Here is a 21038-nt window from a genome sequence, read left to right on the forward strand (position 1 = left end):
ATCTCTTAGTAAAATTCCATAGAAGTAATTACTTTTATTTCTATGCGACCACAAGTTATCATAATCTTATTATTGAGCGGGATTTATTTGGCTTCCTGTGGATGGAATTTAAATGCCCCTGACGACGGTAACGGTGTTACTGATCCGAACGATCAACCTACCTTTAAAAACTCAACTTCTGAGCATCTTCCATCCAATTTAACGGGACAGTCTAACGGCGCAAAAGCCGTTGATATCGATAACGATGGGGATTGGGATATCGTTATCGCATTGGGTTTTGAATCTAACAGGGTGCTTGTAAATAATGGGAATGGAGTCTTCAATGATCAGACTTCTTCGCGATTAACTACCCAAAGTTTCAATTCACAAGATATTACTGTAGCAGATTTTAATTCCGACGGAAATCCCGATCTCTTCTTTGCCAGTGAACAAAATCAGGCAAGTGAATTTTCTATCAATAATGATTTCGGGACCTTTACTGACCTATCAAATCGGGTACCAGTATCAGGTAATTTCACATCTGCAGAAGCTCTCGATGTTGATGAAGACGGATCTATGGATCTATTCATTGGTAACCGGGGACAAAATATTTTATTGGCAAACTCCGGAAATGCTTTTTTTAATAACCAAACATCACAACGCCTGCCCCAAATTTCTGACCTTACGTTTGACGTTGCTCAAACTGATCTCACTGGCAATGGGCTACCTGATTTTATTGTAGCCAACCAAGGTCCAAACCTCACTTTAATAAATACCGGATCGGGATTTTTTGAAAATCAATCAAGCAATCGCATTCCATATATCAATGCCGTAGAAGAATCACATAGCATAACTGCCAGGGATATCGATGGCGACAACGATAAAGACATTTATTTTGGCAATACTGGGTTCAGCGAAGATTCCAACCCTCAAGATCGTCTTTTAATTAATGACGGCAATGGATTCTTTTCTGACCAAACTGCCGATCGATTGCCAACAATAACATCAAACACTTCTGATGCAGCCTTGGCTGACATCGATAATGACGGAGACTTAGATATCGTTGTGGGAAATTATAACGGAGGCCTTCGCGTATTTATCAATAATGGCAGTGGCTTTTTTGAGGATCATTCAGAAGATTGGTTACCGGAGGATTTTTCTCCATTTACCAACGATGTTGAAATAGCAGACTTTAATGGCGATGGACTTCTTGATATATATATTGCCATCCATAACAAGCAAGATCAACTATTGATACAACAAAAATTAGACTGAACATTGATCTATACCTCCTAAAACCTTATTCATAAATAGGCGGATACTTCGCCGGATTTGCCTCACTCATCAACGCGTAAACGGCCTCAAAAATATCTTCCTCGCTGGGCTTAGAGAAATAATCTCCATCAGAACCATACGCCCCACGATGTTCTTTTGCAGTCAAGCACTGCGGCTCAGAGTCTAAATAATAATAACCCTTCTGTTCTTGGATCACCTTGTTCATCATAAAGGCTGAAGCACCGCCGGGTACATCCTCATCTACAAAAAGAATACGGTTGGTTTTCTTGAGGGATTCCACAATATCGTGATTGCGATCAAACGGCAACAGAGTTCGCACGTCAATCAGTTCTGCTGAGATCCCTACCTCTTCTAACTCCGGTAATATCGACTCACAGATATTGCATGTAGCCCCATAGGATACAATCGTAATATCTGTTCCACCCGAAATAACATTTGGTATACCAAGCGGTACTGTAAATTCACCTAAATTTTCAGGCAAATCTTCCTTCAAGCGATAAGCATTCAGGGGTTCAATAACCAAGGCCGGATCATCCCCCTGAAGTAACGTATTATACATTCCTGCTGCATCAGTAAGGTTTCGTGGAACGCAAACGTGCACTCCTCTAACCCCATTGATTATCATTCCCATCGGCGAACCAGTGTGCCAGATTCCCTCCAAGCGATGCCCTCGCGTACGAACAATTAACGGCGCCTTCTGGCCGCCCATACTTCGATAACGAACTGTGGCAAGATCATCACTCAATCCCTGGAAACAATACAGCAGATAATCAAGATATTGAATTTCCGCAATGGGACGCAGGCCTCGCAGCGCCATCCCAATTCCCTGGCCTAAAATAGTAGCCTCCCGGATACCGGTATCACTGACACGCAGCTCACCGTACTTATCCTGCATATTTTCAAGGCCTTTATTAACATCACCAAGTTTCCCGGTATCTTCCCCAAAGACAAGTGTTTCAGGATACTTCTCGAAAAGCTTATCAAAGTTATCTCGCAAAACGACACGACCATCTACACTTTTAGGATCGTCGCTATAAACAGGTGGGATCTCTTCTATATTTAGCGGTGATTCATCTCCTTCACTGTATAAATAACTATCATAACGGTAACTGTTGGCTTGATTACTTTCTTTTAGCCACGCCTTTAAATCATCTTTGGCTGATAAATTTTCATCACGCGTTATTCGTAATGCTTTACGAACGCCCGAAACCACATATTTTCGCAATGGCACCATTGGGGCTTTCATATCTTTAATAACAGTCTTCAGCTCATCACTTTTTGTACTTTGATCAGCCAAGCTCTCGACCAGTTCTACAACCGTGTTAAGTTCTCCTTTCAGCTCCGAAGTAAACGATTTCCAAGCCGCTTTTTGTGCCTCCTTTACTTCCTCTTTGGCTTCTTCTTCGATTGTAGAAATTTCATCTTCAGTGGCTATTTCTTCCTCAATAAGCCAACCGCGAGTCTTATTTAGGCAGCAATACTCTTCTTCCCATTCCAAGCGCTCTTCTGATTTATATCGCTCGTGAGATCCCGAAGTCGAATGTCCCTGTGGCTGCGTAACTTCTGTCACATGCACTAATACCGGTACATGGTCTTCGCGTGCGATCTGAGCCGCTTTTTCATACGTTTCTAATAAAGCCGGATAATCCCAGGCATTTACTTTTAGGATCTCAAACCCTTCTTCCTCCTCGGTACGCTGAAAACCTTTTAAAACTTCCGAAATACTTTCTTTGGTAGTCTGATACTTTCGTGGGACAGAAATGCCATATCCATCATCCCAGACCGACATCACCATCGGCACCTGTAACACGCCCGCTGCATTTATGGTCTCCCAGAAAACCCCTTCCGAAGTGCTGGCGTCACCGATTGTTCCCCAAGCTACTTCATTGCCCTCTTCGGAAAATTTTTGAAAATGCTCATCGTCCAAAAGTGATTCATGATTCCGATACACTTTTGATGCTTCAGCTAATCCAAGCAGCCGTGACATCTGTCCCGCAGTGGGAGAAACATCCGGCGACGTATTTTTCATCTCCGTAAGATCTTTCCAGCTGCCATCCTCATTTAAACTACGAGTGCTAAAATGTGCATTCATCTGACGTCCACCAGAATGAGGCTCCTCGTCGACATTAGCATGCGCATAAAGCTGTGCAAAAAACTGCTGCAAAGTAACCTGATCAATCGCCATCATAAACGTCTGATCACGATAATATCCGGCACGAAAATCACCATCTTTAAAAAATTTGGCCATCGCAATCTGCGGCATCTCCTTACCGTCACCAAAAATTCCAAACTTGGCTTTGCCTGTTAATGTTTCTTTACGTCCTAAATAAGAAGCTTCCCTGCTTTTAAATGCCAACTTATAGTCATTTAAAAACTCTTGCTTCTGCTCCTTGGAATAAGAGATATCCGATGACTTCTTCTTCGTTTTTGTAGGTGACATAATATCCGTTTTCAGTTAAAGCTTTGCAGCAGTATAAATTATTAGCAGATAGTGCACAGAAATCATTACTCCATAAATCCACCTTTTGTCATTTTAATAGGATCAAGGGCTTTGTCAAGCTCCTCGTCACTTAAATCCGTCATCTCACGGGCTACCTCTTTAACGGGACGACTTTCAGAAAATGCCTTTTTTGCAATTTTTGCCGCTTGGTCATATCCAATTAAGGGGTTTAGAGCGGTAACCAATACCGGATTCCGTCCCACCATATCAGCAACACGTTCTTCATTAACCGTTAACCGTGATACCGAGCGATCAGCCAAGTTGCGAACAGCATTGCCTAAAATATTTATCGACTCTAATAAATTATGAGCGACAACTGGCAACATAACATTCAATTCAAAATTGCCGGACTGCCCTGCTACTGTGATGGCCGAATCGTTTCCGATCACTTGTGCACACACCATTGTAATTGACTCTTCGATCACGGGATTAATTTTGCCCGGCATAATTGAAGAACCTGGTTGTAGCGCTTCAAGCTTAATTTCACCAATTCCACTATTAGGTCCGGAATTCATCCAGCGCAAGTCATTCCCAATTTTCATCAATCCGGTTGCAATCGTTTTAAGCTGACTGCTTAGCTCCACAGGCGCATCAACCGTGGATTGAGCCTCAAAATGATTTTTAGCTTCGCTAAGATCAACACCAATTTCTTCAGATAATGACTTGGCCATTTCGGCTCCGAAATCCGGATTAGTATTCAAGCCCGTACCAACCGCAGTACCTCCCTGTGGAAGTTCCGTAATTCGTTCCAAAGCAGATTCAAGACGTTTAACACCAAGTTCTAACTGACGAGCATAGCCATCAAATTCCTGTTTGATAGTCACCGGCATTGCATCCATCAAGTGCGTGCGGCCTGTTTTTACGACATCAGCAAACTCTTCGCCTTTTTCTTCAAAAGCCTCTTTAAGATGTTTAAGCGCCGGCATCAAATTACTTTTGACTGCCAGAATTGCCGCAATTCGAATAGAGGTTGGGATAACGTCATTCGAACTTTGCCCATAATTTACGTGATCATTGGGATGGATCTGAGTCTCCACATCATCGCCCTTAAGCTCATTAGCCCGCTTGGCAATAATTTCATTAGCATTCATATTGGTGGATGTTCCCGATCCTGTCTGAAAAATATCGATAGGAAAATGATCATCAAACTGACCTTCAGCCACTTCTGAGGCCGCTTTCTGAATAGCTTCGGATACGCCATCATCAAGCTCACCGAGTGCGCCGTTTACCTTTGCAGCATTTTTCTTTACCAAACCTAAGGCCTCAATAAATCCGCGGCTAAAAGGGATACTGCTAACCGGGAAATTATCAACAGCACGCTGCGTTTGCGCACCATAATATGCATCTTTTGGTACTTTAACTTCTCCCATGGAATCAGTTTCAATACGAAATTCACTCATAATACTTGATAGGATTTTTAATAAAAATTCTTTTCATACCATAAAAAGTAGGCTCTGTTCAGGCAATCAAAGGTATGAAATTTTTGGGAAATTTCGGAGTCTCGAAAGGAAGGAAATTTACTCCGCTATTTTGTCAATAACCAGCTGCTACAAACTGGCCCGATGACTATAAATCATTACTGTACATACGGTAGGTCTTCTCAATCTCAGCACCAATTTTTTCGGCAACGCGAATCATATTTTTGTTGGATTCCAGCACCCAACTTAATTCGGATGATTTATATCCAGCCTCTTTTCCATTTATGATCGCTTCTTTATGTAATAGGGCATCAATTCCCTTTCCCTGGTACTTTGGAACAACCCCCATTAAGGCAGTACGAATCTGATCAATATTTCGACGATGCCACAGGAGTTTGAAAATTCCTGTGGGAAATAATGTCCCATCGGTATGCTTTAGTGCCTGATTTAAGTCTGGAAGTGCTATTGAAAAAGCAACAGGCTCTCCATCAACTTCAGCAATATGGGCAACTTTGGGATCTAAAATTAGCTTTAAATCCTTAGCTAATTCCTCAAGCTCTTCTTTTGTCCAGGGAATAAAACCCCAATTCTGCGACCATGCCTGGTTAAAGACATTCCGTACAATTTCAATTTCCTGGTCAAGATTTTTCGTGTCAATCTCGCGGATTTTCAACTTTGGCAACCGCCGACGCACAATCTCTTCGGCCCGATAGATTCTATCAAGCGTCACTGTAGCCTGCGTTACCCGAAAGGCATACATATCCATGGATTTTTCTAATCCGGCATTCTTGATGAGCTTATCATAATATGGCTTGTGATAAGGCATCAAGAAACTGGGGTCATATTCAAAGCCATCTATTAAAACACCGATCTCATCCATCATACTCGGGTTGGCTGGGCCTAATACATCAGTATGTCCACGCTGACGTAACCAATCACCGGCTACCTTGAACAATAAATTTGCTACAGACTGATCATCAATACATTCAAAAAAACCAAAAAAACCGGTTTTATTATTATGATGTTCGTTATACCGACGATCCTGAATAGCAGCAATACGTCCACAAATCTCACCATCCTGTTCGGCCAAAAACAGGGCTATATCCCCATTATCATAAAACGGATTATTCTCTGTATCGATAAGCTTTTTCTGCTCCATCTTGAGCGGAGGAATCCAGTGCTCATCATCAGAGTAATGCTGATAAGGAAAGTCTATAAATTGTTTACGCTCACTTTTCGTCGTCGCAAGCGTAACACCGTTGATGCGCTGAACTGTTTCCACAATCTAATCCATTTCAAGCAGTGAATGTCCATTCTGATCTATCATACCCTGCTCTATACCCACTTTTCGGAAAGCTTCCAAAATACGGTCTAAGTGGTCATCGGTATGCGTTGCCATATAGCTGGTACGTACAAGCGATTGGCCGCGTGGTACGCCCGGAGGAACCACTGCATTCACATAAACACCAGCCTCAAATAATCCTTTCCAGAATTCAAAACAATCCATCATCTCTCCAATAACTACAGGAATAATTGGCGTTTGGCTGCTCCATACATTAAAGCCCATATCACGGAGCGATTCGCGCATGTAGTTCGAAATTTCTTCCAATCGATCTAATCGCCACGTTTCATCCTGCAGAATTTCAAGCGCCTTCAACACAGTCGCCACATTGGCCGGGGGCATAGAAGCACTAAAAATATGTGCGGGTGAATTATGACGGATGTATTCAATAACCTCGTGATCTCCCACTAAGAACCCCCCAAGTGAAGCAAAGGACTTAGAAAATGTTCCGCTAATCAGATCAACTTCATCCATCAAATCAAACGTAGAAGCAGAACCACGTCCGCCTTCGCCAACAACGCCAATAGCATGGGCATCATCCAAATAAAGACGTGCACCATGTTCATTTTTCAGTCGAACCAGCTCAGGCACATTAGCTATAGTCCCCGACATCGAAAACACGCCATCACTAACAATAATTTTACCGGCCTCTTCTTCAGCACGCTCCATAAGCATTTCCAGCTGATCCATATCATTATGCTGAAAACGCATTGTCTTAGCATTTGATACGAGCGTTCCCGTAACAATACAAGCATGATTATCTTTGTCAGAAAAGATCACATCCTTCCGTCCGGCAATTGTTTGAATAGCCCCTTCATTAGTCTGGTAGCCCGTACTAAACAACACACAGGAGTCTTTACGCATAAACTCTGCGAGCTTCTCTTCAAGCTCGATATGCAAATCCAGCGTACCATTTAAATATCGTGATCCTGTACATCCGGTACCATATACCTTAAGTACATCGGTTGCCGCTTCAATAACTCGGGGATCATTGGTCAGCCCCAAGTAGTTATTTGAACCAGCCATTATAACTTCACGTCCATCAATCTGAACAGTGGTTCCGTCGGTTGCTTGAAGGGGCTTGAAATAGGGGTACAATCCCTTGGATTTTATTTCCTCAGCCTTGGTAAAATCATAGGCTTTGGCAAAAATATCGTTTGTTTTTACATCTGATTTAGAATCAGCCATTCGTTCCATTTTTCGGCTTTTTAAAAAAGTGCTTATCGTTGTAAATATACTTCCATATTATGCCTCAATCAAATTATGAATACGATAATGTTATTTCTGAATAGAGGAAGTATATTTGGTGATTACAGTTTGAAAAAAGTCAATATACTGTTGAGCAATATGATCCCAACTGAATTGTTCTTGCACATAACTACGTGTTTGCTGCGAAAATTGTTCCAAATTATTCGAAAGTAATTGCGTAACCGTTTCTGCAAAGGTATCCGCATCACGCGGGGGCACTCGATAACCATTTTGGCCCTGCTCAATCACATCTTTGATGCCTTCCAAATCAGCAGCAACAGCTGGGGTTCGTGCCATATTTGCTTCAAGTAATACAATGCCAAATCCTTCCATATCACCTTCAACCGGGATATTCGGCATCACAAAAATATCGGCGGCTGCATAAGCCTGTTTAAGAACTTCATCGGGCTGTCGCCCTAAGAGAAAAATGCTGTTTTGATATGCCGAATCATCAACAGCATCATTAATATTATTAAATTCGGGGCCGTCCCCTACGGTTACGTAAACAATATTATCGCCAAGTTTGGGCATTACTTCACGAATAAACCATTCGTGCCCCTTCCGTTTAACCTTACGTCCAACCGTAAGCAGCATAAACTTGTTTTCCAGCGGAATCCGAAAATTCTTCTGCAACCGGTTCCGGGATTCCTTTTTATCGGGGAAATTATTTAACTTCTTAAAATCAAAACCGTTCGGTAATGATACCCCTTTCTCCGGATCCATTCCCCGCTTAATACATTCCTGGCGGGTTGCCCGAGAAACCGAGATTACCCCGTCAAGACTGTTAAAGACTTTGGGTACAAACCACTGATAAATCCCAACCGGCAAGGTAACATCACGTCCATGGTTAATAGTGATCATTGGGACTGATATTTTATCCCGCAGAAAGTACGCAAGGCTGGCCGTTACCATCGACGAAAATACGACGACATCCACATCATATTCGCGCACTTTATGAGGAAGCTCAAACAAATTCCGAAACAAAAAGCCTGTCGTATGCAGCGCTATCTTTCCATTCTCGGAAACATTGATGGTTTCCGTGATAACCTCAACCTCGCTCTTGCGCTTAAGTTCATTGATAAGTTGCTGGCTTACCCGCTGCATGCCGCCCACATTATCCAAAATTTCGCCTTCGGGCGGATGGGTATGAGATACGTATAAAATTCGCACGAAATGATCTATAATTTAAAACTAAAATTTTAGCTCTGGACGCGGCTCGTCAAGGGCTTCCCGGTAATTTTCAAGCAGCTTGTTGTTCACATTCTCCCACGAATACACTAACGCTTTTTGGCGCGCAGCTTTACTCATCTGCTCCCAAAGCTCACTATCATTCGTTATATCCGAAACACACTTAGCAAATCCCTGCGTATCACGTGGAGGGGCCAAAAATCCATTGACGCCCGACTCTACTAATGATCGACTCCCGGTCGCATCAGCAACCACACACGGTAACCCACTCGACATTGCTTCCAACGTCACATTACCGAATGTTTCCGTTTCAGATGGAAATAAAAAGACATCACTGCTGGCATAAGCACGACTCAACTCATCACCTGTAATAAAACCGGTGAAATGTGCTTCCGGCAGCATGTGCTCGAGCTCTTTCTTGGCGGGCCCGTCTCCCACAACCATTGCTTTAATATCGGGATGACTTTGTTGCAGCTTTTTTATGGCATCAACATAAGTCTGGAGATTTTTTTCCCACACTAAACGCGATACAAACGTCACAACGTTATCTTCGTCAGCAAACCCAATTGATCGGCGCCATTCCATATCCCTAAAATCGGGATTAAACTGATCGGTATTTACGCCACGTGCCCAAATTCTAATTCCCTCATCAATACCTTCTTCATTGAGTTCATCGGCCATAGAAGGCGATGGTACGTATATATGCTTGCACTGGCTGTAAAACCAGCCGATGTATTTCCATCCCAATAATTCCAACATATCCAAATTATAATACTTCAAATAACTGGTAAAATGGGTGTGGTATGAGGCGACTATTTGAATTTGATTGGCCTGTGCCCAGCGCATAGCACGAAATCCCAGCACATCGGGCGTTGCCAAATGGATAAGCGTGGGCTCAAATTCACGGAGTCGCCGCTGGGCTTTTTCGGGAAATCCTACCGTAATACGATACTCCGACCGTCCGGGAACGGGAACAGAAGGCACCGGGACAAATTCCCCCTCATGATCGATAGCAGGCTCATCAGTAGTAGGGCCAAATACGATAACAGGAACTCCCTTTTCTTCCAGAAAGGCCACTAATCTATTCAGGGTAAGCGAAACTCCATCCTGAATATGATTATAATTTCCGGTAAAAATGGCGACTCTAAGTTCTTTCATAAATTTTCCAATACATCGTTGATATTTGTATCTTTACAACCGTTTAAACTTGAGATGTTTTCACAGTCACAGCTTAATTAAGCCCCCAAATATACAAAATTTGATGAAAGCCTTCGTAACTGGCGGCACAGGTTTTATTGGAAGTCATCTGGCCGACGCTCTTATTGATTCTGACGACTATTCCGAAGTTCGTTGCCTTATTCGCAGCAATGAAAAGTGGCTCAAAGGAAAAAACTTTACGCCCATTCGTGGTGATCTGGACGACCTTCCTGTGCTTAAAAAAGCGGTGCAAGATGTCGATGTCATTTTCCATATAGCCGGACGTGTCAAAGCACCATCCTATGAGGAATTGAAACATGCTAATGTGGATGCCACCGAAAACCTTCTCCGGATCGCCCAAAAAGAGGGCGTCCCTAAAATAGTGGTACTCTCCTCCCTGGCTGCGGTTGGGCCCAGCGAAAATGGCCCTGTAACTGAAGACAAACCCATGAATCCGGTTAGTAATTACGGGCGATCAAAAAAAGAGATGGAGGAAGTTATCCACGAGGTTGCTAATGGACAAACCTCAATTACGATTTTGCGTCCGCCTGCGGTGTACGGCCCCCGCGAAGATCAGATATACAGCTTTTTTAAGATGATGAACAAGCGTATCTGTCCTATTATTGGTGACGGGAAGCATCCCAAAGTATCAATGATTTATGTGGGTGATGTCGTTAACGGTATCTTTAAGGCTGTTGATCAAACAGACAAAGGTGTACATACTTATTTTGTATCGGGACCAGAAATCTATGACTGGGAGCAAATTCGCGGAACTACCTCCAAGGTATTAGGTAAAAAGACATTACCTATATACGTTAAACCAGAACTGGTTAAAACCATTGTCGGAACGGTTGAAAAAGCTGCATCATTTTTTGGGATGTATCCCGTTCTTAACAAGGAAAAGGCAAAAGAATTAATTTTAGAATGGACGTGCTCTAACGAAAAAGCACATCGCGAACTCGGCTATACCCCCCAATACTCACTTGGAGAAGGTATTTCGCGTACGATCCACTGGTATAAAAAACATCATTGGCTATAATCTTATGAAGAACAGACTGCTCACTTTTTTCGTAGTTTTATTTATGGGAATCGCAATAAACGCCGATGCCCAACCGACTTTGCAAAAAGATTTCTCGTATGTGTTGGAAATCCCCTCAACTATCACAGTTGGCAGTTCTCCGGCTCATGTATATGTATTATCTGATTCGGAAGGAATGGCGGTATTCCGCACCCAGCAAGATACTCTGCAGTGGTTATACTCATCCACTGGCATGGAACAGCGCGGATATAAGCTCACCGCCGATATTCGGTTTGCTTACCTTTTTGGTGACAGCCGACGCTTAACGGTTTTAGAACCCACCTCAGTTTTGGGGGTATATTCTTCTACCCTGCTGCCAGCAAATCCACGTGATGCCAAACGCTTGGATAACAATTTATATGTAGCACTTGGTAATAAAGGTCTTGGAAAACTTTCACTGCGAACCCCTGCAGCTGTTGATTCTACTATGGACTATATTGAACGCTCACTGTTGAGCAGAGAAAACATTATAGATATTGAAGCCTCTTCGGATCAACTCTTTGCCCTATCGGCGAATCAAAAACTTTTCCGCTTTAATTATGATAACGGAACACTTAACCTTGATGAAGAGATTGAGATTCCTGAAACCTTGCAGAAAATATTCCTGATTGACAACACCATGTATGGTTCGAATGATGCAGGGAATATCTACGAATTAAATAGCAGTGGCAACCTCTCTCAACTGGGTAGTATTGATGAACCTATAACAAAAATTGAAGCTTGGAAAAACTGGCTCATCATTCAGGGGAACTCTAATCGTGTCTGGACCTCATATCAAAACCGAAGTCCTGAATTATGGAAGGATGATGCCGAAGCAGGTAACTTCTTTACCGTCACCGGGGATGATTTATGGCTTTCAGAAAATGATAAAATAAGTAGGATTATCACTTCATCTTCAAGTAGCGAATCTGAAGAAATAGGGTCTTCAGAGATCACGAAAAACTATTCTGGCAACATTTCCCTGCAAAGTATTTCTTCAAAAACAGTTCCCCATACTAAGCCACTGCTTTTCCCCATAGAATTTGAACAGGATATCCCTGCCAAAGCGGTGCAAATCTCTTACCGGTCTGATGACATCCAACATGCTCAAATTCGCGGACATAGTTTTTACTGGGAGCCAACTGCGGATGATGTTGGCAATCATCGTGTAAAAATCATTGCCTCAACCAACAGTGGCTCAACAGACAGCACCACTGTTGATATCGAAGTTTCTTCATTTAATGCCCCGCCTCGCTTTGCTCCTATTCGGTCTATAAGTATTCCCGTTGGCGAAGAATTTACGCTTCCTATTAAGGCAACCGATCCCGATGGAAATAATCGAGAGCTTGTTCGATATCTCGGCGTTGACCTTCCAGAAGGGGCTTCCATCGATGAAAAGTCAGGCGAATTTATATGGACACCGACTGCTCGTCAGGTTGGAGAAAACGAGTTTCGAGTTATTGCTACAGATCAATACGGGGCCGCAAAATCGACCGATATCACTATTAATGTGATTGAAAATCCGCGTAGCAATCAGGCTAATAACTAAGTACTAAGCAGCTCATTTCAATTTTACAGGACCTTTCACTCTTGGATAAAAGCGATTTTCAACAAGCTTTATTACATTGGTATGATCAACATAAGCGTGAAATGCCGTGGCGCGATTGTGGCGATCCCTATAAAATTTGGGTTTCCGAAATCATGCTCCAACAAACGCGTGTGGATCAGGCTACGCCCTATTTCAACCGGTTCATGGAGCACTTTCCAACGGTACATGATTTGGCAAGTGCAGACCAGCAGGAAGTGCTGAAAGTTTGGGAGGGACTCGGATATTACAGCCGTGCTCGTCATCTCCATGCAGCTTCAAAGTTAGTTGTAGATGAATTTGATGGACAAGTGCCTGACAACTGGGATAATATCAATAAGCTTAAAGGCGTGGGGCCTTATACCGCATCAGCCGTGCTAAGTATAGCCTATCAGAAAAAGCATGCCGTAGTAGATGGCAATGTAATTCGCGTGCTCAGCCGCTATTTGGGAATTGAAGATGACGTACGAAGCTCATCCACAAAAAATGCTATACAAGATGCTGCGGATGAGCTTATTTCTGAGGAGCGACCGGGCGACTTTAATCAGGCGGTTATGGAATTGGGAGCAACGGTTTGTACGCCTTCCAATCCAGATTGTGAAGAGTGTCCCATTCAAGCTGATTGTGTAGCCTTTAAAACAGCCAAGACTAACGAAATTCCCTATAAATCATCTGCCAAAAAGCGACCCCATCATCAAATTGGTGTTGGCATTGTGATGAATAAAAATGAAGAGGTGCTTATCGCACTACGTCCTGATGATGCGATGCTGGGTGGTATGTGGGAGTTTCCCGGCGGTAAGCAGGAAGACGATGAAGAGATAGAAGAAACAGTTAAGCGTGAACTCAATGAAGAGCTGGATATCGATGTTTCTATTACCAAACCGTTTATGAAGCTCGATCATGCCTATTCGCACTTTAAGATTACTATGCATGCTTATTTATGTACGTTGGAGAACGGTAATCCCAAGCCCAAAAGCAGCCAGGAAATTCGGTGGATTGCTATTGATGAGCTTGAGGATTATCCCTTTCCAAAAGCTAACCGTAAGCTTACCGAAAAGCTGATGAATTTAGATAAAGGCCAGCAGGAACTGGAAATTTAACTTTATGTCATCCTGAAACAAGTTCAGCATGACATAATATTTGTCAGACAAAAATAATCCTATAAATGCCGCCAGATCTCACAAAGCGATCTCCCGAAGAAATCAAAACTCTTAAGCCTTTTCTCGACGAGTGGGTAGAAAAAGTTGAGCAGCCAGATTATATCGAGGATGATCCCATTCTGTTTATGCATGCTTTCAATCAGAAAGAAGATCAACTGCTGGCAGGATTTTTTGCAGCTACCATGGCGTGGGGACGACGTGATATTGTCATCCGTAAAGTTCGGGATTTCTTAGACCGGATGGATAATTGTCCCACTGATTTTATTACTCATTTTGAGGATGATGAGGCCAATCGTTTTAAAGGATTCAAACACCGGACCTTTAAACCTATTGACATGAAATGGCTGGTAAAAATCCTACAGACCATTCTTCACAAATATGAATCATTTGAAAAGTTTTGGGCTCACTGTTATCAACAAGCCAAAGCAAATGATCGTCCACTGATGTCGGTGTTTCACGAACAGTTTTTTGCGCAACATCCCGAAGCACCACAGCGCACGCGCAAACACGTTTCCAATGCTGATAAAAAGAGCTCCTGTAAGCGTCAGTATCTATTTTTACGATGGGCTCTGCGTAATAATAGCTCCGTGGATTTAGGACTAATGGATTTTATGCCACAGTCCGAGCTCATGATTCCCCTTGATGTGCATGTGGCACGTCAGGCCCGGGCCTTAGGCCTTCTATCCCGAACCTATAATGACTGGTGGGCCGTGCAAGAGCTCACCGAAGCACTTCGGCTTTTAGATCCCCAAGACCCTGCCAAATATGATTATGCGCTCTTCGGATTGGGGGTTAACCAAGATGAAATTCCAGAAAAATTTATCAAGAATCCGGTGGTATTAGATTAAGTTTTACTCTCCCAAATATTTGTCCTAATATTGATTACTTAATCTATTATCAGACGCTACCAACTCCCTAATATCACGTTATGCAAACCAACAAAACGGCTCCATTCTTTTTACTATTAGTTTTTACAATTGCTACTACTTCCCTCACTCACGCTCAAACAACCTATGAAGATGAGCCTGGCTTTTTTACGCCGGTAGTAGAATCATTATATCTACGGGGCGGTATTTTTGAAGAGACCCAACTTATTGGTCCAGCTATTGGATACCGATTTAATGATACCTACGATTTTACTCTTCATACTGAATATATATCAACCGATTACAATTCAAATAGTAGCTTTTCTCTTATAAATGTGGGACTTACGGCGGGACAAACAAGTCGTAGAAATAATGATTTGATACTCAGAAATGAAGTTTCAGTCTACCACAGTTTTAACCTGGATTTAGGAAATTACCAAGGAATAAATGATCCTTCACTCACTTCCCTCCTTGGATCTTCATCCATTTACAAATCCTTAAAAATTTCTGATACCATAACTTTTCTACCCAATGTTGGTGCTCATTTAGGCTTTGGGGATTACATACCTCCTTATTCATCAGCCAATCTCCGGCAAGGTTTTGACGGCTTTGTTGCAGGACCTCAGTTTGGCCTTGATACCAATTTTAGCATTGGCGACTCATTTTCTATCACCGCTAAACCGCAATATCGTCTGCGATATAATCTTACGCATGATCACTCGGTGGGGACCTTAACATTTAACGTGATCTTCAACCTTTAGTACTAATGCGGTCCCTCGTTCTCCCTGTTATTTTGCTGATGAGTTTTACCTGCGTGCAGGCACAGGTCGTTGAAGATGATATGATTCCCAGTGTTAGTGTAGGGCTTCATCTAAATAGTCATTATAACTTCCAGCTCAATAGCGTCAGCCAAGAATATGCTCAGTCACAAGGTATAAGCCTATCGATTTACGATTATGATCAATATCCAGTTGGTATAGACTTTATACTTTTCAGGGGATTCCACTCCTCCGTAGACTTTTTATTTGGAGCCAATATTTCCTGGGCTTTCATACACAACAATCAATTCCGAATGAAAGGTGGAATTGGATTAAATCGTTTTGCGATAAATGATTACAAACGGGAGTATGAGATTGTAGGTGGAAAAATTGAGGATCGATTTCCAGATTCCTTTAAACCTTATCTCGAACTGGAATGGCGGTTTACTCGTCTGGTATCACTCCGTGCCACTACAGGGTACCGACTTTCAAACGGTGATTTTGGAACCGTCACTGAAATAGTTGACAGGTATCCTAATGGCAATCCCAGTCGCGTAAATGTATCAAATGACTTCAGATGGTACGGTTCCGGCTGGGAAGTTGGAATAGGAATGGACATCCAGATTTATTAGAAATGACATGCACTTTTTCTTTGTTATAAATATGTACATTTACAAAAAGATGCTTATATTTGGCGTCCAAGAATTGAAAGCAAAACAATTTACAATCTATGGTTGGAGTTAAAGTAAAAGATAACGAGAGCATTGACCGAGCCGTTAATCGGTTCAAAAAATTGGTTGCACGTTCACGAATCCTCAATGAATACAAAGATAATCAACAGTACACAAAGCCTTCAAAAGAACGTCGTGAAGCGCTGAAGAAAAGTATTCGTGAACAACGTCGTCGCTCACGCAACCAGTACTAAGTTTTTTAGATTACTGATATTTAAAAAGCTCTTTAGGTAGTACTAAAGGGCTTTTTTTATCGCTTGGGAAATATTATCCACTCCCGCTATTTTCAGATCTATATCTTGCTCAATGGTATTAGATCGCGGGGCTATTGCTTTTTTAAAACCGAGCTTATTGATTTCGGTCAACCGGTGATCAATTTTATTAACCGTTCGAACCTCTCCGCCAAGCCCTACCTCTCCCAGAAAAGCCACTTTATTAGAAATGGGCTTATCCAAAAAGCTGGATACCAGTGCCAGCACCACTCCTAAATCAGCGGCGGGATCATTGACTTTAAGTCCACCTGCGATATTTAAATACACATCCTGGCCCGAAAACTGGTACCCTCCACGCTTTTCAAGAACAGCTAACAGCAATGATAAACGCCGATGATCAAAGCCTGTAGCCGTACGCTGAGGCGTGCCATAATTACTGGGCGTAACCAAGGCCTGCACTTCCACCAACAGCGGACGTGACCCCTCTATCGAACAGATCACCGCATTACCACTCACTTTGCTATTATATTCAGAGAGAAATAGTTGAGAAGGATTCAATACATCTTCCAAGCCGGACTCTTTCATCTCGAAAACGCCCACCTCCTGCGCCGGGCCAAATCGATTTTTGATACTACGAAGCATCCGGTAATTGTAGTTGCTATCCCCTTCGAACTGCAACACCGTATCAACCATATGCTCAAGCACGCGCGGCCCTGCAATCGCCCCCTCTTTGGTCACATGACCAATAACCAGCGTAGTGATGTCCTGCTTTTTAGCTAACTGCTGTAGCAACGCTGCACATTCCTTCACCTGCTGAATGCTTCCCGCCATACTGGTTAACTCGGTGCGATACACCGTTTGAATTGAATCCACAATCAATAAGTCGGGGTCCAGTTTCTGTGCTTCTTTGAGTACTTTGTTAATGTCTGTTTCGGTATAGATGTAGAAGTTATCAGAATTAACACCCAGCCGCTTGGCCCGCTGTTTAATTTGTCCGGCCGATTCTTCTCCCGCACAGTATAAAATCTCTAATTCCGGATTAGCCTTCCCAATCTGTAGCGTCAACGTACTTTTTCCAATTCCGGGATCACCACCTATCAAAACAAAAGAGCCGGAGACAAATCCTCCACCCAATACGCGATCAAATTCTTGGATTTTACTTAAAAAGCGATCTTGGGAATCGCTGGATATTTCATCCAGTTTCTGGGGCGGCTGGGAATCCTCAAGGCCGTCAACTTTTCCTTTATGTTCCTTTTCAGATTTTGTCTTCCGTTCTACCTTAAACTCCTTAAAGGTATGCCAGGCACCACAATTGGGGCAATTTCCCAACCATTTCGTTGAGGTGTGTCCGCAATCCCCACAAACATACTGTATCCGATCTTTAGGCATAGTGTGCTTTTATATTAGGATGGTAAATCGCTCTCAAGTTTTTCCTCGGCCGCCTCATCACTTAAGGTATCCACAACAGAACGGTTAATGTACCAAGTAGTGGCCATCATTCCCATACCAATGCTGATATAATAACTGATGACCCGCCAAGCGAAAACAGCCAAACCAATAAATGCTTTGCGATCCATCAATGGTCCTTGAAAAATGGCAAATAATCCCTCTACACCGCCACTACCACCGGGCGTAGGCATGATAAGAAACGCTAAATTCATTGCTAAACTTCGAAGCACGGACAAAATTACATCAGCCGGCAGTAAACTAAGTACCACGATAGTGGGCAAAGCAATTCGGCATAACCACGACATTGTAGATAAAAAGAACGCTTTAAAAAGAAAGCTTTTGGGCTTTTTCCGCAATTCATGAGCATACTCAACCAAGTTATCTACTTCATCTCCAATGGTATTATTCCACCGCCGTAAAAAAGGAAGTTTCAATAACCAATTTACGACCTTCCGAATAGCATTGGGATTTTTAAATACTCCATAGGATAATAACCCTGCGTAGCTCAACAAACCAATATATAACAACGCCATCGAAGCATGTCCCACAAATCCGGTATTATTGGGTATAACCTCAAAGAAAATACCTGATATTAGCAAAATGGGCACGGCCATTGCAAACCAAAGCTGATCAAGCAGCAAACTGTAGAGAATGATGGCCGTGGATTGACCAAAGTTAAATCCCTCTTGTGTCATAGCATAGGTTCCCATAGGAGCCCCACCTACCACCGATGGCGTTATCGAAGAGGTGAAATCCCAGCTCAACATCACTCTAAATGACGCCATCCAGCCAAGTGCTTTTTCAGAGAGATACCTAATCTTGGCTGCAGAAAACCCCAATCGCATAAAAGAAACTACGATAGCAATAATAAGTCCCGGCAGCCGCTTTGCTTTAAGATGTTTTAGTACTCCCGGCGTATAGGTAAGCCAAATAACAAACGCCATAGTAGCTAGACTTAGAGCTATCGAAATAAAGAGATATTTCTTAGAGAAATATCGTTGCGGATCTTCCTGTATTTGATCTTTTTTCTTGGACAAAAATTGGGTCTCTTATAAAATTAAAGGCAACGACTCTGCTTCAATTTAAAACATAAACCAACAAAGGCTAAGAGTGGTATACTCAAATCACATTTATATGAGCTACATTATATAAAAAAAGGCCCTATGGGAAATCCATAAGGCCTAAAAATTGCTCAAATTACTATGCTACTGTGATATTATCATCAAGATAGACATCCTGAATAAAGTTAAGCAGTTTTACACCTTCATCCATTGGACGCTGAAATGCTTTGCGACCACTGATAAGTCCCATACCGCCAGCACGTTTATTAATGACAGCTGTGCGAACCGCTTGAGCAAAATCATTTTCCCCAGAGGAACCACCTGAGTTAATCAATCCCGCACGCCCCATATAATTATTAGCAACTTGATAACGCGTTAAATCAATGGGATGATCACTGGAAAGCTCATCATAAATATCTTCATCCAACTTACCATAAGAAGAATCACCCATATTCAATGCTTTGTATCCACCATTTGTTGTTGGCTGTTTCTGTTTAATGATGTCAGCCTGAATAGTTACTCCCAAATGGTTAGCCTGACCAGTAAGATCAGCCGATGCATGGTAATCCTCACCGTCAACCTTAAATGCAGAGTTTCGTGTGTAGCACCAAAGAATGGTAGCCATACCCAGCTCGTGAGCACGTTCAAAGGCTTTAGCAACTTCCTGAATTTGCCGGCTGGATTCTTGAGACCCAAAATAAATTGTTGCACCAACGGCAACAGCTCCCATATCAAAAGCACGCTCTACCGAACCAAACATAATTTGGTCGTATTTATTGGGATAGGTCATCAGCTCGTTATGGTTAATCTTAACAATGAAGGGAATTTTGTGAGCATATTTGCGAGCAACAGATCCCAACACACCAAAAGTAGATGCAACACCGTTGCAACCACCCTCGATAGCCAGCTTAACAATTTTTTCGGGATCAAAATAATCGGGATTTGGTGCAAAAGATGCCCCGCCTGAATGCTCAACACCTTGATCAACCGGTAAGATCGACAAATAGCCTGTTCCTCCCAGTCGCCCATTGTCTAACAACGTCTGCAAGCTACGCAGTACACGCGGACTGCGATCTGACCCCGTCAACATATCATCAACATATGACGGACTCGGTAGGTGTAAGTTATCTTTCGAAATCGTTTCGCATTTATGGGTCAACAGATCTTCTGCCTCATCACCCAGTAGTTCTTCAATACTTTTCTTTGCTAAAGCCATAGCGTAGCTCCGGTTTAACTATCAATTACTAATTAAGATTGTGTGCTATTATAACAATTTTCATGATTCATATCACCAGCTAAATAAAGCTAATTTATAATATAAAAAGATTCACTTTTGCATTTGCTCACCTTATGAATATCATCCAAGCCTTTAAATAACACTAAGTTTAACCTTAACCAACAAAGTTATGAAAGAAGGCAAAATTAAAAATAGTGACCTAAAAAAAGCGATTGTAACTAATGCCCCTGAGTTCCCAAAGTATACTACCCAACTGCTAAACTTAGCAAACCAAAACTCTCAAGCCACACGTCCCAAGAATGTCGGACAAATGACTGAACTTATTAAAGAATTTGATGGTAATAGTTTGGAAGAATGGAGGAAATGGTATAAAGAAAAACATCCTAATGCCATTGATAACGCAACCCAAAAAATTGCTGACATGATTGAAAAACTCTCTAAAGCTATGCAGCAAATAGACGAAGAGATGATACAAGCATGGGTTGAAGAATTAATTATTACCAATACTTACTCTGGACTAAATTTTCAAGAAGCAGTTTTAAAGAAAATTGCAAAATCGAAAAATAAACCTTTCTCTCCTGCGACTCCTCAAGATGAATCGAAAGGCATTGACGGCTATATAGGTAACAAACCTATTAGTATTAAGCCCAAAACTTATAAAGCTAAAAAAGGATTAAATGAACAAATTGATGTAGAAATCGTTTATTACGAAAAACTAAAAACCTGCATCAAATTTAAATATGACTTTTAACAA

18 protein-coding genes are annotated in these 21038 nt (G+C 42.2%); 9 read left to right on the top strand and 9 right to left on the bottom strand.

Annotated elements, in window-relative coordinates:
* Positions 1-42 precede the first annotated feature (42 nt).
* Positions 43-1254 (top strand): FG-GAP repeat domain-containing protein, encoded by a 1212-nt coding sequence (locus AAFH98_RS00285; protein ID WP_342520660.1) that lies wholly within the window; start codon positions 43-45, stop codon positions 1252-1254.
* A gap of 25 nt (positions 1255-1279) precedes the next feature.
* Here AAFH98_RS00285 and AAFH98_RS00290 read toward each other — a convergent pair whose 3' ends face one another.
* The 6 genes from AAFH98_RS00290 to AAFH98_RS00315 form a co-directional block, all read right to left on the bottom strand.
* Positions 1280-3715 carry an alpha-ketoacid dehydrogenase subunit alpha/beta gene (locus AAFH98_RS00290; protein ID WP_342520661.1) on the bottom strand — a complete coding sequence of 812 codons (2436 nt, stop codon included), beginning with the start codon at positions 3713-3715 and terminating at the stop codon, positions 1280-1282.
* Positions 3716-3780: 65 nt separating this feature from the next.
* Positions 3781-5175, bottom strand: a complete 1395-nt coding sequence (locus AAFH98_RS00295) for a class II fumarate hydratase (RefSeq protein ID WP_342520662.1) — start codon at positions 5173-5175, stop codon at positions 3781-3783.
* Positions 5176-5341: 166 nt separating this feature from the next.
* Entirely contained in the window at positions 5342-6475 is a 1134-nt protein-coding gene (locus AAFH98_RS00300; protein WP_342520663.1) for a GNAT family N-acetyltransferase, read from the bottom strand.
* A gap of 3 nt (positions 6476-6478) precedes the next feature.
* Positions 6479-7723, bottom strand: coding sequence for an aminotransferase class I/II-fold pyridoxal phosphate-dependent enzyme (locus AAFH98_RS00305; protein ID WP_342520664.1), 1245 nt, complete (start codon positions 7721-7723; stop codon positions 6479-6481).
* A 90-nt stretch (positions 7724-7813) separates the two neighbouring features.
* On the bottom strand, positions 7814-8953 hold the full coding sequence (locus AAFH98_RS00310) for a glycosyltransferase family 4 protein (RefSeq protein WP_342520665.1): 1140 nt from the start codon (positions 8951-8953) through the stop codon (positions 7814-7816).
* 21 nt (positions 8954-8974) lie between these two features.
* Entirely contained in the window at positions 8975-10129 is a 1155-nt protein-coding gene (locus tag AAFH98_RS00315; protein ID WP_342520666.1) for a glycosyltransferase family 4 protein, read from the bottom strand.
* A gap of 103 nt (positions 10130-10232) precedes the next feature.
* Here AAFH98_RS00315 and AAFH98_RS00320 point away from each other — a divergent pair, with 103 nt between their 5' ends.
* From AAFH98_RS00320 to rpsU, 7 genes are all read left to right on the top strand, one after another.
* Complete coding sequence (locus AAFH98_RS00320) at positions 10233-11207, top strand: NAD-dependent epimerase/dehydratase family protein (protein ID WP_342520667.1); 975 nt, start codon at positions 10233-10235, stop codon at positions 11205-11207.
* Between the two features lie 4 nt (positions 11208-11211).
* Positions 11212-12774, top strand: coding sequence for an Ig domain-containing protein (locus tag AAFH98_RS00325; protein ID WP_342520668.1), 1563 nt, complete (start codon positions 11212-11214; stop codon positions 12772-12774).
* A gap of 41 nt (positions 12775-12815) precedes the next feature.
* A complete protein-coding gene (mutY, locus tag AAFH98_RS00330) occupies positions 12816-13910 on the top strand; it encodes an A/G-specific adenine glycosylase (protein WP_342520669.1) in 1095 nt (364 codons plus the stop codon).
* Between the two features lie 65 nt (positions 13911-13975).
* Positions 13976-14818: a TIGR02757 family protein gene (locus AAFH98_RS00335; protein ID WP_342520670.1), complete on the top strand. Its 843-nt coding sequence runs from the start codon at positions 13976-13978 to the stop codon at positions 14816-14818.
* A gap of 80 nt (positions 14819-14898) precedes the next feature.
* Complete coding sequence (locus tag AAFH98_RS00340; RefSeq protein ID WP_342520671.1) at positions 14899-15597, top strand: hypothetical protein; 699 nt, start codon at positions 14899-14901, stop codon at positions 15595-15597.
* 5 nt (positions 15598-15602) lie between these two features.
* A complete protein-coding gene (locus AAFH98_RS00345; RefSeq protein ID WP_342520672.1) occupies positions 15603-16226 on the top strand; it encodes a hypothetical protein in 624 nt (207 codons plus the stop codon).
* Positions 16227-16324: 98 nt separating this feature from the next.
* Entirely contained in the window at positions 16325-16519 is a 195-nt protein-coding gene (rpsU, locus tag AAFH98_RS00350) for a 30S ribosomal protein S21 (RefSeq protein ID WP_342520673.1), read from the top strand.
* A 42-nt stretch (positions 16520-16561) separates the two neighbouring features.
* Here the strand turns inward: rpsU and radA are convergent, their stop codons facing one another.
* The 3 genes from radA to AAFH98_RS00365 form a co-directional block, all read right to left on the bottom strand.
* Positions 16562-17926: a DNA repair protein RadA gene (gene radA, locus AAFH98_RS00355; protein ID WP_342520674.1), complete on the bottom strand. Its 1365-nt coding sequence runs from the start codon at positions 17924-17926 to the stop codon at positions 16562-16564.
* A gap of 14 nt (positions 17927-17940) precedes the next feature.
* On the bottom strand, positions 17941-19023 hold the full coding sequence (locus tag AAFH98_RS00360) for a lysylphosphatidylglycerol synthase transmembrane domain-containing protein (protein WP_342520675.1): 1083 nt from the start codon (positions 19021-19023) through the stop codon (positions 17941-17943).
* 163 nt (positions 19024-19186) lie between these two features.
* Complete coding sequence (locus AAFH98_RS00365) at positions 19187-20263, bottom strand: class I fructose-bisphosphate aldolase (RefSeq protein ID WP_342520676.1); 1077 nt, start codon at positions 20261-20263, stop codon at positions 19187-19189.
* 190 nt (positions 20264-20453) lie between these two features.
* Between AAFH98_RS00365 and AAFH98_RS00370 the strand changes: the two genes are divergently transcribed.
* Positions 20454-21035 carry an MjaI family restriction endonuclease gene (locus AAFH98_RS00370; protein WP_342520677.1) on the top strand — a complete coding sequence of 194 codons (582 nt, stop codon included), beginning with the start codon at positions 20454-20456 and terminating at the stop codon, positions 21033-21035.
* Positions 21036-21038 lie beyond the last annotated feature (3 nt).

Source organism: Fodinibius sp. Rm-B-1B1-1 (assembly GCF_038594945.1).
GTDB classification, from domain to species: domain Bacteria; phylum Bacteroidota; class Rhodothermia; order Balneolales; family Balneolaceae; genus Fodinibius; species Fodinibius alkaliphilus.